A 14,510-nucleotide genomic window follows, 5' to 3' on the forward strand; every position below is an offset into this window, starting at 1 on the left:
TGATGTTTTTCGCTTTTATATCCTATTCCTAGAACTATGAAATGGGTACAGGTGCAGTAGTTTTTCTTAAGTTCTATTTTAAAAATAAGAAAATAAAATAGATAAAAAGAATAATAATCCCGTTTGGAGGGATACGATGGACATAAAAGAAAAAAAACTACTTGTTACGGGTGCAGATGGTTTTATTGGTTCACATCTAACCGAGGAATTAGTGAGAAGGGGTTATGATGTTCGGGCATTTGTTTACTATAATTCATTTAATTCATGGGGCTGGCTTGATCATTCTCCAGAACAGGTAAAAAAGGAAATTGAAATTTTTCAAGGAGATATTCGAGATCCATATGGGGTAAAGGCGGCAATGAGAGATTGTGAACTTGTCTTTCATTTAGCTGCCTTAATTGCGATTCCATACTCGTATCATTCTCCAGATACGTATGTAGATACGAATATGAAAGGGACTCTTAATGTATTACAAGCAGCAAGAGATTTAGGCGTACAGAAAGTGGTTCATACTTCAACGAGTGAAGTTTATGGAACAGCGAAATATGTACCAATATTAGAAACTCATCCACTCCAAGCCCAATCTCCATATGCTGCAACTAAAATTGCCGCAGACCAATTAGCATTATCTTTTTATCGTTCTTTTAATACGCCAGTTTCGATTATCCGTCCATTTAATACGTATGGTCCGAGGCAATCAGCAAGAGCGGTAATCCCGACGATTATTACGCAAATCGCTAAAGGGGAACGAAAGCTGAAACTTGGTGCTTTAACACCTACAAGAGACTTTAATTATATAGATGACACCGTTCGTGGTTTTATTGAAGTTGCGCAGTCGAATGCCACCATTGGAGAGGTAGTCAATGTAGGAAGTGATTTTGAAGTTTCTATTGGCGAAACGGTCCAAACGATTGCCGAGGTCATGGGGGTAAAAGTGGAAATTGAAACTGATCACGAGCGTCTTCGTCCTGAAAAAAGTGAGGTTGAGAGGCTATGGGCAGATATTACCAAGGCGAAGCAATTATTTGCCTGGAAACCAAATTTTAGCGGTAAAGCGGGATTTAAACTAGGTTTACAAAAAACAGCGGAGTGGTTTAGTAATCCAGCTAATCTAAGGCTGTATAAGGAAGATAGGTATAATATATGAGCAAGAAATTAAATCCGAAAGATCTTGTCTCTCGTTTAGAAATGGTTTTGCAAAAAAATGATGAGATAGTACCACTACATGAGCCTTTATTTACAGGGAATGAATGGACTTACGTTAAGAACTGCTTAGATACAGGTTGGGTTTCTTCTGTCGGTAAATATGTCGATCTTTTTGAGCAAAAATTAGTTCAGTATACAGGGGTTAACTATGCGATTGCTGTAGTGAATGGAACAGCTGCACTTCACATCTGCTTGAAGCTTATCGGTGTTGAGCAAGGGGATGAGGTACTACTTCCTGCACTTACATTTGTTGCTACTGCAAATGCCGTTCATTATTGTGGAGCGATTCCACACTTCATCGATAGTGAGTACGAAAGTCTTGGCATTCATCCAAGTAAGCTTGCGGACTACCTTGCTGAGATTACGGAGATGAAAAATGGAGTTTGCTATAACAAAAAGACTATGCGACCGATCAAGGCGGTTATCGCAGTTCATACGTTTGGTCATTCAGTTGATTTGGATCCATTATTAGATATTTGTCAGAAATATAGATTAGAATTAATTGAGGACGCTGCAGAGTCGTTAGGCTCCTACTATAAAAAGCAACATACAGGAAATTTTGGAAAGGTATCAGCGCTTAGCTTTAATGGTAATAAAATTATTACGACAGGTGGTGGTGGAGCAATCCTTACCAATGATGTAAACATAGCATTACAAGCGAAACATATCACTACAACAGCGAAATTACCGCATCGTTGGTCGTTTAATCATGATCATGTTGGCTATAACTATCGCTTACCAAATATTAATGCAGCGATAGGCTGTGCTCAATTAGAGCAAATCGAACATTATATACAAAGTAAAAGAGCCTTGGCAAAAAAGTACGAAAAAGCGTTTGCCTCTGTGAAAGGAATATCCTTTTTTAAAGAGCCGAATTATGCACGAAGTAATTATTGGCTCAATTGTTTACTACTTGATAAACATTTTGTTGATAGTCGTGAATCGCTGCTTCAAGCAACACATGATAAAGGAATTTTAACTCGACCAGCCTGGACTTTAATGAATAAGCTACCAATGAATCAAAATTGTCCTCGTATGGATTTATCCGTTGCAGAAAGCTTAGAACAACGAATGATTAATATTCCAAGTAGTGTCAACTTAGGAGGTTACGGTGGCTAAACAAAAAATTTGTGTCGTGACTGGAACACGAGCGGAATATGGCTTACTATCCATGGTGATGAAAGAACTTGAGGCGGATCAAGATATACAATTACAAGTTATTGTAACAGGTATGCATTTAGCTCCTGAATTTGGCTTAACCTACCAAGAAATCGAAACAGATGACTTTACAATTGACAGAAAAGTTGAAATGCTTCTTTCAAGTGATACTCCAATTGGTATTACAAAGTCACTAGGTTTAGCCATTATTAGTTTTGCCGATGTCTTTGAGCAATTAAAGCCTGATCTTATCGTGGTCCTAGGTGACCGTTATGAAATTTTAGCAGCAGCTCAAGCGGCACTTATTGCGAAAATCCCGATTGCGCATATTGCAGGTGGGGATACGACAGAAGGTGCCTTTGATGAAGCGATACGTCACAGTATTACAAAAATGTCACAGCTTCACTTCGTTACGAACAAAGAAGCTTGGCATAGAGTGAGACAACTAGGAGAAAATCCAAATCATATCTATAATGTCGGCAGTCCAGGCATTGATCGTATCATCAACTTACAAATCATGAAGCGCTCGGAATTACAACAGATCTTACAATTTAAATTTCTAGAAAAAAACCTACTCATTACATACCACCCCGTTACACTAGCAAATGAACCCTCTAGCCAACAATTCAAAGAACTTTTAGCAGCATTACACAATTTAGGACCAGACGTCGGATTAATTTTCACAAAGCCTAATGCCGATCCGGAAGGGAGAGAATTGATTCGTTTATTGGATGAGTTTGTTTCACAACATCCGAATTCTCGTTCTTATACTTCATTAGGACAGTTACGGTATTTTAGTACAATCGCCAATGTTGATGCGGTTGTTGGGAATTCTTCAAGTGGTCTATATGAAGTCCCGTCTTTTCATAAGCCTACAGTTAACATAGGAGATAGGCAAAAAGGAAGGCTTCAAGCTACTTCAGTCATTACCTGTGAACCAAACAAAACTGACATTGACCATGCAATTAGAAAAGCTTTCACGATGGATTGCTCTAAGTCAATCAATCCATATGGGGATGGAAACAGTTCTAAGAAAATTGTACAGATTCTTAAATCATTTCGAGATTATAAGCCATTAATAAAAAAACACTTTTTTAGGGTTGGTGGAATTAGTGAGTAACAAAAATAGTGTTTTCATCATTGCAGAAATAGGTGTAAACCATAATGGATCATTAGAAATGGCAAAGGAGTTAATTGATATTTGTGCAGAAGCTGGGGTTAATGCAGTAAAGTTTCAAACGTTTAAGGCTGAAGAAATGGTCGCTTCTCATGCCCCAAAAGCTGATTATCAATTAAAGAGTACGGATGAAAAAGAAAGTCAATTTGAAATGATAAAAAAGTTAGAGTTAGATCATGATATGCATTTCATTCTAAAAAGTTATGCCGTTAAGAAACAGCTTCAATTTTTATCTACCTCTTTTGATATTGAAAGTCTAGGGTTTCTAGTCGAAACTTTAAACCTACCAATTCTAAAGATAGCATCGGGTGAAATTACGAATGCACCTTTATTGTTAAGGGCTGCTATGTCTGGGAAGAAAATAATCTTATCAACAGGTATGTCTACGTTAGGTGAAATCGAAGAAGCTTTAGGAGTGCTAGCTTTTGGTTATAAAGAAGGAAAAGCTAACATAACTGTACCGTCTCACGAAGCTTTTAAAAAAGCTTATTATTCTATAGAAGGGCAAAATCTTCTACAACAACATGTCAGTCTTCTTCATTGTACGACAGAGTATCCTACTCCCTTTGAAGAAGTGAACTTACATGTACTTGAAACGTTACAGCAATGCTTCGGATTAAAGGTTGGCTATTCAGATCATACGCAAGGGATTGCCGTTGCGTTAGGAGCTGCAGCATTAGGTGCTACGATCATTGAAAAGCACATCACGTTAGATCGTTCCTTACCGGGACCTGATCATATGGCGTCCTTAGAGCCTCAAGAGTTAACTGAAATGGTTAAAGGGATTCGCCAAATTGAATTAGCACTAGGTAATCGATATAAAAAACCGATGCCAACAGAAATGAAAAATCAAGACATAGCCAGAAAAAGTATTGTTGCAGCACGCAACATCCAAAAAGGAGAAATTTTTACGGAAGAAAATTTAACTGTAAAAAGACCGGGGAGCGGATTATCACCATTTAAATATTGGGATTTGTTGGGGAAACTAGCAGTAAAGTCCTACTTGAAGGATGAGGTAATGAAATGAAGTTAGCCATTTTTGGGGCATCGGGTTTTGCTAGAGAGGTACGGGATATAGCTTTTATTTTAGGATATAAGGAGATTATCTTTATTGATAAAGCCAATGGTGAAAGTCATAATGTGCTAAAGATAGTTTCTGAGGAGGATGTGTACAAACTTGCAAAAGAAAAGTATAGGTTTACGATCGGTATCGGTAATCCAAAAATTAGAATGGAAATAAGTGAACGTTTTTCTGATCTAGAGTATGTTAATCTTATCCATCCGGCAGCGACTTTTGGATTTGATCAATTAGCAAAAATAAAGAATACCGTTGGAAACATTATTTGTGCTGGAACAAGAGTCACGAATAATGTGAAACTTGGAAACTTTGGTATTTATTATTTGAATTGCACTGTTGCACATGATTGCATAATTGAAGATTATGTCACAATTGCCTCAGGAGCTAATATTTCTGGAAATGTTAAACTTTCTAAGGGTTCTTATATTGGTACAAACGCTTGTATTCTTCAAGGGAATTCAATAACTGAAAAAATGGTTATAGGAAAAAATTCAATCGTTGGTGCTGGTTCTGTAGTCACGAAAAAAGTCCCGGATAATAAGATAGTAAAAGGAATTCCTGCAAAATAAAGAGATGGGAACTCGCTAGGAGGGGACTTGTGCCACATGGATAGCTGGAAAAATGTGTTAGTATCACCGGATACAAAAATAAAAGATACGATTAAAATCATTGACCTACATTCCTTACAAATCGCTTTAGTCATAAATCAAGATCATAGATTATTAGGAACTGTTACAGATGGAGATATACGACGTGGAATTTTACATGGTATCTCTATCGATGCTCCTGTAAAACAAATCATGAACTCAAAGCCGATTACGATTTTTAAAGATAAAAATAAAACGAATGCCTTAAATATAATGCAGAAAAATAAGCTACGTCATCTTCCTATTGTAGATAAACTAGGATGTGTAATTGGGATTGAACGGTTAGAGGATTTACTTCATACTTCCAAAAATGAAAATTGGGTTGTGTTGATGGCAGGTGGCCTAGGAACAAGACTTAGACCATTAACCAATCATTGTCCCAAACCAATGCTTCAAATTGGCGAAAAGCCTGTATTAGATACGATTATTAACCATTTTATTGAACAAGGTTTTTATCAATTTTGTATTTCGATTAATTATAAAGCTGACCAAATCAAAGAATATTTTGGAGATGGCTCTAAATGGGGAGTGAACATTCAATATATCCATGAAGAAGAGAGAATGGGGACGATTGGTTCATTAAGTTTATTTTCGATAGAAACCGAGAAGCCAATAATTGTGATGAATGGAGATATTTTAACAAAAGTAAACTATAATCAGTTACTTAATTTTCATAAAGAACATCAAGTGGAAGCAACAGTTGCAGTCCGTAGTTACGATTTTCAAGTCCCATATGGAGTCGTGAAAGTAAAAAAAGATAGATTAATAGGATTTGATGAAAAACCTGTTCACACAAGCTTTATTAATGCAGGAATTTATGTCCTGAATCCATCAGTATTAACAAAAATACCGAGAAATACTTTTTTTGATATTAATCAATTATTTGAAATGATGCTTACGAATAACGACAGTATTTCAGTGTTTCCAATTCGTGAATATTGGATCGACATCGGTGGGGTGGATGATTTTAACCAAGCGAAATTGGACTTTGATGAGGTATTCAAATGATGAACTGTATTGTCGTAGGGTATGGTTCTATTGGGCAAAGACATGCCAGGATTTTAAGAGAGCTTGGTTGTAGGGTTGCTGTTGTTAGTAAAAGAAAAATTCCATTTCCATTCACGTATTCAACAATAAAGACTGCCCTAATACAAGAAAAACCAGATTATATTATTCTAGCAAATGAGACATTTAAACACTACGCTTCGTTAAAGGAACTAACTAATTTTGGATTTACTGGGATCATTCTAGTAGAGAAGCCGCTATTTGATATGGTAAAGAAAATTCCAAAGCACACCTTTAGTCACGCATATGTCGGCTATAACTTGAGATTTCATCCAATCCTTCAAAAAATTTCTGAAATAGTTTCCAAAGAGAAAATTTTATATAGCCAAATTTATGTTGGGCAATATTTACCTAATTGGAGACCAAATCAGGATTATAGAAAAAGTTACTCAGCTAGAAAAACTCAAGGTGGTGGGGTATTACTTGACCTTAGTCACGAATTAGATTACGCGCGGTGGCTTTTCGGCGATTGGAATAGACTAGTTGCCTTTGGTGGCAAATTTAGTTCACTACAAATAGACAGTGATGATCTTTATAGTTTGATGGTAAAAATGAATAAATGTCCGATGGTTCAAATCCATCTAAATTATCTTGACCGAATTAGTAGAAGAGAAATTTCAGTCATTACAGAAAAATGCACGATAAAAGTAGATTTATTAAACCATACTTTACAAATTAATGATGCTATTGACAAGTATCATATAGACCGAGATGATACGTACATTATGCAGCATAAAGCAATCATGAACGGAGAAAAAACGAATTTATGCACATTAGAAGAAGGTTTAGCAACTCTTGAGATGGTTGGAGCGCTCGAACAGTCAACGAAGTTAAAAAAGTGGGTGAACAAATGAAGCGTTTATGTACGATTTGTGCACGGTCTGGATCAAAAGGAGTTATAAACAAAAACATCCGTGAACTCGCAGGAAAACCGCTTTTAGCTTATAGCATTTTACAGGCAAGAGCTTCTCAATTATTTGATGCGATAGCTGTCAGTAGTGATTGTGATAAATTTTTGCGGCTTGCAAATCACTGGGGAGCGGAATATTTAATAAAAAGACCAGATTTTCTCGCAACAGATGAAGCACCGAAAATACCTGTCATCCAGCATTGTTTAAAGAGTGTAGAAGAAGTATCTAAAATGAACTTTGATGTCATTGTAGACCTAGATGTAACTTCTCCCCTTCGATATATTTCTGACATTAAAGAAGTGATTGATCTTCTTGAAACAAAGCAAGTATCAAATGTAATTACTGGGACACCCGCTCGTCGTTCGCCATATTTTAATTTGGTTGAAATAAATGGTCAGGGTGGGGTTCAATTATCTAAACCGTTATCTAAACCTATCTTTCGCAGGCAGGATGCACCGAAGAGTTATGATATGAACGCTTCAATTTATGCTTGGAAAAAAGAAGTATTAATTCAAAGTCAAACGGTTTTTCATGAAGATACTCTTTTGTATATTATGCCTGCAGAACGTTCTGTTGATATTGATTCAGAATTGGACTTTCAGTTTGTCGAGCTATTAATGAAAAAGCGAGGGGATTACGATGGATCAAACATCCTATAAGAACCTTTTTCATTTAAATGGTAAAACAGCAATCGTCACAGGTGGATTAGGAATACTTGGACAACGCTTTTGTGCTGGTTTAGCTGAGTTTGGTGCAAATGTTGTTGTCGTTGATTTAGATGAAGAAAAAACAAAAGCTTTTGCCAAACAGTTAGCCGATCGTTATCAAACTAAAACTCTCGGCATAGCTTGTGATGTTTCATCTCCATGTGATGTAAAAATGATGGTATCAAAAGTCATCCATGAATTTAATGAAATTCATATTTTGCACAATAATGCTGCACATAAATCAAAAGATTTAAATGCATTTTTTGCACCATTTGAACAATATACTCTTGAAGAGTGGCGTAACATCATGTCAGTCAATTTAGATGGAATGTTTCTTGTAGCTCAAGCTGTTGGCTCACAAATGGTTCAACAAGGGAAAGGTGGAACGATCATTCAAACCGCTTCCATTTATGGAATGCTAGCACCGGACCAGAGAATTTATGATGGATCATATTATTTAGGTAGAGAAATCAATACCCCTGCTGTGTATACAGCTTCGAAGGCAGCGGTAATCGGTTTAACCAAGTATTTAGCCACATATTGGGCAGAAAAAAAGATTCGAGTCAATACACTAACACCCGGTGGAAATGAAAGTGGTCAAAACGACACGTTTAAGAAAAAATACTCGGTAAGAATACCTTTAGGAAGGATGGGGCAGCCAGATGAAATGGTCGCTGCCTTAATTTATTTAGCATCAGATGCTTCAAGCTATGTGACAGGTCAAAATATTGTTGTTGATGGTGGTTTAAGTGCTTGGTAGCGACAGGGGGGATTGCATGAGGATTAAGGAAAATTTTCATGAAGGACATGAGGGGTATACAAGTGAATTAAAGGAACGAGTAATAAAAATCTATCATTATACGACACACATGACAGAAGTGAAGAGATTGCTAAAAGGCATCAAGCAGGAAGCTGAATGTTTACGTCAACTATTTTGGACGGATGAAGAATTAAAAGAAAGAAATGATGTCGAACGTTTTTTTGAAGCAAGAATGCAGGCGACTGTCTATTACACGTTAAAAAATATTGAAGGCTATCAACAATATGGTTGGAAACAATTAATTGAGGAAGGAGAATAAACGAAAAATGGAAGAGCTAATACAAAATAAGAAAAGACAAGAAAGATTTAAGAATGGTTTACTTTCCTCAATTGAACAGTTTCGCTTAGGGAACGATCACCTTGGTTTGGATCATTTTTTAAATTGTATAGCCGATTTGGAAGTTTTAATAGAAATTGATGCCTATGCCAGCAAATCAAAACTAGGGATCGATTTACTCATACCTACAATGGAAAAAATTCATCATTACCTTCAAAATCAGGATGTCGTTGCTCTGACAGATCTATTGGAATTTCAACTATATCCACTAATAAAACAGTCGTTTGAGGTAGGTGATTACTAATGAATGTTGCAAAAGCAATACAAACAAAAGAAATGTTTCAAAAAAACTTACAACTTTTATCCCCATGGTTAAGGGATTCAGTATTACAAGTAGATGAAACTGAACTATGGAGAAGAGTACAGATAACGTATAACGATGAGGGCTACCCGATTTGCCGTTATCGTACAGAGAATCATAGCTTTCAGGTTACAAGTAACAGACCAATCGAAGAAGCAAAAAAATGGTGTAGCTCCATATCTGTTAAAGGAACTGGGGCCATTTTTATGTATGGTTCAGGCTTTGGTTATCCTTTATTTGAACTATTTTCTCAAAAACAGCCGCACACATTAGTGGTACTTTTTGAACAAGATATTTATCTGTTTACGGCGATGCTCTATTATTTCGATTTAGAACCAATTATTAGCACACAAAAAATTTCCATTCTTATTGGTGATATTGAACATTTTGCCAAAGCGTTTGATCATTTATTTTTTAGTATTGTTTTTGCTAATTGTACAGCTCCCACTCTTGCTTTTACACCCATTGCACAACGGAATTTTAAAACACAGTACCAGAAAATTCACCACTATACATTCTCCCAATTAGGATTATTTATTTTTTATATTGGAAATGATCATCTTGATAATTTAATTGGTCTCCATAACCTACTTGCAAATATGAAAGAAATCGTAGAAAACCCTTATTTAAGCAGTTTAAGAAATAAATACCAAGATGTTCCAGCTTTTATTATCGCAAATGGCCCATCGTTGGATAAAAATATTGATCAATTAAAAAAAATTAAAGATAAAGGATTAATCATTAGTACCGAATCAGCAATTATACCACTCATGAAACATAACATTAAACCAGATATTCTAACGATCATTGAACGGACGAAATATACGTATACGTACCATTTTGAAAATATCGACTACCCTGAGGATCTAGCATTATTATGTTTAGGTTTAGTCGATAAACAAGTGTACCCATCATTCCCAGGGCCAAAAGTCCCGATTTTTCGAAATAAAGAAGCTATAAATCAATGGATCAATAAGCACGTAGGCGATGGAAGTGCTCTTGATGCTGGGGCGAATGTTTCTCATCTAGCTTTGGAACTTGCCGTTTATTTAGGCGCGAATCCAATCGTTTTTGTCGGGCAAGATTATGCGTATGGACCAGATGGTGTCACTCATAGTAAAGACGCACTTTATTTAGAAGAAAAGGGAAAGCGGGCAAGAGAAATATTAAGCTCCAAGCCAATTGTGTATGTGGAAAGTAATGAAGGAACGATGATTCCTTCTAATCAATTGTGGGTTGATTTTAAAAATGGCTTAGAACAAAAAATCGCAACACACTCTTATAAAACAATCATTAATGCTACTGAAGGCGGAGCGAAAATTAAAGGGACGAAATGTGAGAAGTTGTCTCAAGTGATTGAAACATATTGTAAGAAGTCGATCCCATATCCTGTTGATGAATTGATTAATAACAATAAAAAAATGCTTTCGGTTACAGATAGAAAGAGAGGATTAGCAAATTTTATAAAAAATGTCGAGGAATACATCGAATCATTTAGAAAACTTAGTCAAGAAGCGGCCAAAGGAAAGCAATCGTGTCGGGAAATGATTCGGTTATCTAAATCACAAGAACAAGAACAATATCGAAGCGTATATGAAGTAGCTTATCAAGAGCACATTAATACATTTCAACGGTTTATTGCTGATGATTTAACACGCTGTTTTTCACAACAAATCATTTTTGTATATTATTATCTCATGAATAGAGTCGGAATGATTGATACTCCTGAAAAAATAACAGAAATATTTCAAGTCCAGCACGATTTTTTTCATCATTTAAATATGGTTTGTCAATCTGTTTCAGTTCACCTAGAAAATGCGATCGAGCCTTTATCAGATATAGTAACGGAATTAGGAAATGAGGAAGGTGGAAGTACGTGAATGTAGTTGAGATCATAGAGCGAAAATTGGATCAATTGTTGATGGAACCTAGTAATTCCGGACTAATAAACGAAATCGGAGTATTACTTTATCGAATGAAAGATTGGAAGAGTGCGGAGTTGTACTTTCAAAAAGCGTATCAATTAAGGCCGAAAAATCATGATATTGTCTATAATTATGCCGCTGTTCTTAATGTTCAATCTAAGTGGAAACAGGCAATCACTATAATTCATCACTATTTAGAACTTGTGCCAAATGATGAGGAAGTGATGGAAAAGCTGGCGGATTGCTATTATTTAATTGGAGATTATCATTTAGCAGAAATTGAGTATGGAAAGCTCGCTAAGTATAGGGGGTGAACGATCATAATATGGCTGGAAAAATAAGCTTAAGTTTATGTGTGATTACGAAGGATGATGAAATGAGTCTTGTTCATTTTTTAGAAAACATGAATACGTTTGTCGATGAAATTATTGTTGTTGATATTGGTTCAAGAGATCGAACGGTTGAGATCGCCCAACAGGCCGGAGCAAAAGTATTTACGATGAATGGGAGCAATAATTATAGTGAAGCAAAAAACCTTTGCCTAGAGCACGCTAACGGAAGGTGGGTTTTATTGTTAGATGCTAATGAATTCATTTCTCCAGAACAACTACCAAAGCTTCATTCACTTTTAGTTAACCCAAACGTTGAAGGCTATTTACTGTATATCGATCAGCGATCAACAAGTTATCGTATTTCTTCACCTGTACAGTCGTTACGTTTATTTCGAAATCGAAAGGACTATCGTTTTCAATATCGAGGGTTTGAACGAATACGCGAAGAACGATTAATAAACCTTCAGGATGCTGGGATACGTATTGTTCAACGAGTAGATCAAACTAAAGTGAAAGAACGTTTGTTTTTACTACAAAAGGATCTTCTTGACTATCCAGACGATCGTTATTTGCAATATATGTATGGCATTGAGAAATTAAATGAACGTCGTTATGAAGAAAGTACGTTATATTTTCAAAAAGCGTTAAAAAATGTTAATGATAGCTGTTTATATACTCCTCATTTATATAAATGTTATAGTTGGTCGCTAATCTCTCAAAACAGAGATTTTGAAGCACTCGAAGTTCTTGAAGAGGGAACCAAGTTCTTCCCTTTTTATACTGATCTTCTTGTTTTGCGAGCAGAGCTTCGAAAGAAAAACCAACAGTATCAAGCAGCTATTGAAGATTTGAAAAAAGGTATAAAAATAATGGAACAACCTAGTTCAATCGTACCAAAGCCAGAGATTCAAGTCTCAGTTATGTTTGAAACATTAGCTCAAACCCATGAGGAAATATTTAATGAGCAGCAAGCGGTTAACTGTTATCTGAAAGCCTATCAGATAAATCGATCTAAGCATAGTTTGTTATATAAAATCGGTGAATTAACAAAAAAACAAGGTTCTACTAAAAAATTAGAACAATTAATGAAAGAAGCCGTTGAACAAAAAAAACTAGAACAGTTAATGATCGTGATGGATCTATTTTTTCAACAGAGAGAGTATCATGTAGTTTTAGAAAATATGGAACAGTTAGAGGAGTTAATAGGTAAAAATGAGCAAACAGAAAGTATTACTTGTATTTGTTATTTAATGTTAGGGAAAGTGAAAGAGGCAGAACAAATCTTATCTTTTATTAAAAAAGACAGTCCTTTTTATCAAGAAATCTTACTCAAACGACTGGAATTATATTGGTCCAATAACTTTTGGCAAGAAGCAAAGTGTTTGTTAGTGGAAGTCAAAGAAAATAAATGGATCGAACCTGCTACAAAAGCTTTATATTATGCTCTTCACTCCCTACTTTCTGGAGAAGAAGTAAGTTATCTTCAATTAAACGATGAGCAATTTGAAGTGGTTACTGCGTTATTTGAAACGTTTATTTGGTTAGGTCAGAAAGATAAAGCTAACCTTTTACTTCCGTTAGTATTACAACAGCAAAAAAAAGATGAACAGTTGATGAAATTAGCGGAGATGAATGCTCAGTATATTGATTTCAATACGCTTAAACTGATTTTTAATTTTATTTCTAATGAACAAAAACAATTGGAGTTTAAACAAAGGATCATTGTGCAGTTATTACGATATGATCGTATTGAAGCTGCTCAAAATTTGAAAAGACTAGGAAAGGAACAATCTTTAGGTGTAATAGAGTATGTATTATGGTCAAAAAGCTACCTCAAAGGACTAGTAGAATGCATTGAGAAAAATAAAAATAGAGATACAAAAATTTTGTATTCATACCAGCTATCACCAAAACCAGATAAAACTTTGCTAGCCTTGTATCAACGTTTAGATTTAGTTCAAAATATTGGGAATGAAAATTCACTAAATAACAGCAACTCTGAACTCACAACAGCACAGATACATGTGGAGATCGGCCAAGATTTTGAAAGAAGGCAGAAAAAACAGGAGTCACTTTACGCTTATTTACGAGCATTACAATGGGATTCATTAAATGAATTCGCACAAGCCAAAATAACGGATTTGTACCGTGAGAACTCTAGTCAAATTTTTGAGTTTTTAGAGGAGAAGGATTCGATTTTGGAAGGTTGTTTGTTTACTAATAAAGAAGTATTTCGTAGATATCTTGAAGGGGAAATTCATTTTAACCAACAACAATTTGAAAAAGCTTTAACATCTTTTTCCCAAATCGAGGAAGAAAGTGAAAACCCAGTTATATTTGCTTATATATTCAGTTGTTTATGGATTAGAGGGCAAAAAGAGGAAGCTGAAAAATATTATGATAAACTAGGTGAAGAAACATTCGAACCTTCACTCGTACTCCGAATTTGTAAAGGGTACGTTATAGCTAAATTACGAGAAGGACAGCAGGAATACCTGTTTAGTAAGATGATAAAAGCTGAAATAGAAAAAATACGTATTAACTAGGGATTTAAATGAACTCACTTATAATAAAAGGATGTGCAGTCATTTTGCACATCCTTTTGTGCGCTTGGCAGCGCGTCGGACTAACGGGTGTAAGTCCCGAACATGCCGTAGTGGCGGAAATGTATAGTTGACAGATAGTGCATGTCTGCGAAGAAATGTGCGGAGGATCTGAAGACAAAACTTGGAACAGGCGACGATAACCATGCTGGCTGGCAAAGTCGGATAACCCTGCAAAAGAAGGGAGTGTCCAATACCACAGTAGACTTTGTTAGTTATGAGGACTGGATTCGAGGGAAAGCC

At 35.7% G+C, this 14,510-nt stretch carries 14 protein-coding genes; all 14 read left to right on the forward strand.

The genetic code is table 11. From position 1 onward, the window contains the following. Window positions 1-136 precede the first annotated feature (136 nt). Genes BKP37_RS05870 through BKP37_RS05935 form a run of 14 tightly spaced genes read left to right on the forward strand, consistent with a single transcriptional unit; the run spans window position 137 to window position 14,210 of the window. Window positions 137-1,147, forward strand: a complete 1,011-nt coding sequence (locus BKP37_RS05870) for an NAD-dependent 4,6-dehydratase LegB (protein ID WP_071308744.1) — start codon at window positions 137-139, stop codon at window positions 1,145-1,147. Beyond that, on the forward strand, window positions 1,144-2,325 hold the full coding sequence (locus BKP37_RS05875; protein ID WP_071308745.1) for a LegC family aminotransferase: 1,182 nt from the start codon (window positions 1,144-1,146) through the stop codon (window positions 2,323-2,325). Before BKP37_RS05870 ends, BKP37_RS05875 begins: the two co-directional genes overlap by 4 nt. After that, the gene (gene neuC / locus BKP37_RS05880; protein ID WP_084034565.1) at window positions 2,318-3,484 is read left to right on the forward strand and encodes a UDP-N-acetylglucosamine 2-epimerase; all 1,167 of its coding nucleotides are present in this window, start codon (window positions 2,318-2,320) and stop codon (window positions 3,482-3,484) included. The genes BKP37_RS05875 and neuC overlap by 8 nt, the downstream gene beginning before the upstream one ends. Then, a complete protein-coding gene (neuB, locus tag BKP37_RS05885) occupies window positions 3,477-4,568 on the forward strand; it encodes an N-acetylneuraminate synthase (protein ID WP_071308746.1) in 1,092 nt (363 codons plus the stop codon). Before neuC ends, neuB begins: the two co-directional genes overlap by 8 nt. Further along, on the forward strand, window positions 4,565-5,188 hold the full coding sequence (locus tag BKP37_RS05890; RefSeq protein WP_071308747.1) for a NeuD/PglB/VioB family sugar acetyltransferase: 624 nt from the start codon (window positions 4,565-4,567) through the stop codon (window positions 5,186-5,188). The genes neuB and BKP37_RS05890 overlap by 4 nt, the downstream gene beginning before the upstream one ends. A gap of 36 nt (window positions 5,189-5,224) precedes the next feature. Further along, window positions 5,225-6,274: a nucleotidyltransferase family protein gene (locus BKP37_RS05895; RefSeq protein WP_071308748.1), complete on the forward strand. Its 1,050-nt coding sequence runs from the start codon at window positions 5,225-5,227 to the stop codon at window positions 6,272-6,274. Next, the gene (locus BKP37_RS05900) at window positions 6,271-7,185 is read left to right on the forward strand and encodes a Gfo/Idh/MocA family protein (protein WP_084034567.1); all 915 of its coding nucleotides are present in this window, start codon (window positions 6,271-6,273) and stop codon (window positions 7,183-7,185) included. The genes BKP37_RS05895 and BKP37_RS05900 overlap by 4 nt, the downstream gene beginning before the upstream one ends. Continuing rightward, complete coding sequence (locus BKP37_RS05905; protein ID WP_071308749.1) at window positions 7,182-7,901, forward strand: acylneuraminate cytidylyltransferase family protein; 720 nt, start codon at window positions 7,182-7,184, stop codon at window positions 7,899-7,901. The genes BKP37_RS05900 and BKP37_RS05905 overlap by 4 nt, the downstream gene beginning before the upstream one ends. Next, window positions 7,882-8,709, forward strand: coding sequence for an SDR family oxidoreductase (locus tag BKP37_RS05910; protein ID WP_071308750.1), 828 nt, complete (start codon window positions 7,882-7,884; stop codon window positions 8,707-8,709). Before BKP37_RS05905 ends, BKP37_RS05910 begins: the two co-directional genes overlap by 20 nt. A 16-nt stretch (window positions 8,710-8,725) precedes the next feature. Then, window positions 8,726-9,028, forward strand: coding sequence for a hypothetical protein (locus BKP37_RS05915; protein WP_071308751.1), 303 nt, complete (start codon window positions 8,726-8,728; stop codon window positions 9,026-9,028). Between the two features lie 7 nt (window positions 9,029-9,035). Then, the gene (locus BKP37_RS05920) at window positions 9,036-9,350 is read left to right on the forward strand and encodes a hypothetical protein (protein WP_071308752.1); all 315 of its coding nucleotides are present in this window, start codon (window positions 9,036-9,038) and stop codon (window positions 9,348-9,350) included. Beyond that, the gene (locus BKP37_RS05925; RefSeq protein ID WP_071308753.1) at window positions 9,350-11,287 is read left to right on the forward strand and encodes a motility associated factor glycosyltransferase family protein; all 1,938 of its coding nucleotides are present in this window, start codon (window positions 9,350-9,352) and stop codon (window positions 11,285-11,287) included. Before BKP37_RS05920 ends, BKP37_RS05925 begins: the two co-directional genes overlap by 1 nt. Further along, the gene (locus tag BKP37_RS05930) at window positions 11,284-11,646 is read left to right on the forward strand and encodes a tetratricopeptide repeat protein (protein WP_071308754.1); all 363 of its coding nucleotides are present in this window, start codon (window positions 11,284-11,286) and stop codon (window positions 11,644-11,646) included. Before BKP37_RS05925 ends, BKP37_RS05930 begins: the two co-directional genes overlap by 4 nt. Before the next feature lie 11 nt (window positions 11,647-11,657). Continuing rightward, a complete protein-coding gene (locus BKP37_RS05935) occupies window positions 11,658-14,210 on the forward strand; it encodes a glycosyltransferase (protein WP_071308755.1) in 2,553 nt (850 codons plus the stop codon). Window positions 14,211-14,510: the final 300 nt, after the last annotated feature.

The organism is Anaerobacillus alkalilacustris (genome assembly GCF_001866005.1).
Classification (GTDB): Bacteria; Bacillota; Bacilli; order Bacillales; family Anaerobacillaceae; genus Anaerobacillus; species Anaerobacillus alkalilacustris.

Bases quoted from the DNA above. Each gene is read 5' to 3' on its own strand.
- BKP37_RS05910 (WP_071308750.1), top strand. From the start codon at position 7,882: ATGGATCAAACATCCTATAAGAACCTTTTTCATTTAAATGGTAAAACA.
- BKP37_RS05905 (WP_071308749.1), top strand. From the start codon at position 7,182: ATGAAGCGTTTATGTACGATTTGTGCACGGTCTGGATCAAAAGGAGTT.
- BKP37_RS05915 (WP_071308751.1), top strand. From the start codon at position 8,726: ATGAGGATTAAGGAAAATTTTCATGAAGGACATGAGGGGTATACAAGT.
- BKP37_RS05895 (WP_071308748.1), top strand. From the start codon at position 5,225: ATGGATAGCTGGAAAAATGTGTTAGTATCACCGGATACAAAAATAAAA.
- BKP37_RS05875 (WP_071308745.1), top strand. From the start codon at position 1,144: ATGAGCAAGAAATTAAATCCGAAAGATCTTGTCTCTCGTTTAGAAATG.
- BKP37_RS05920 (WP_071308752.1), top strand. From the start codon at position 9,036: ATGGAAGAGCTAATACAAAATAAGAAAAGACAAGAAAGATTTAAGAAT.
- BKP37_RS05935 (WP_071308755.1), top strand. From the start codon at position 11,658: ATGGCTGGAAAAATAAGCTTAAGTTTATGTGTGATTACGAAGGATGAT.
- BKP37_RS05900 (WP_084034567.1), top strand. From the start codon at position 6,271: ATGATGAACTGTATTGTCGTAGGGTATGGTTCTATTGGGCAAAGACAT.
- BKP37_RS05890 (WP_071308747.1), top strand. From the start codon at position 4,565: ATGAAGTTAGCCATTTTTGGGGCATCGGGTTTTGCTAGAGAGGTACGG.
- BKP37_RS05925 (WP_071308753.1), top strand. From the start codon at position 9,350: ATGAATGTTGCAAAAGCAATACAAACAAAAGAAATGTTTCAAAAAAAC.
- BKP37_RS05870 (WP_071308744.1), top strand. From the start codon at position 137: ATGGACATAAAAGAAAAAAAACTACTTGTTACGGGTGCAGATGGTTTT.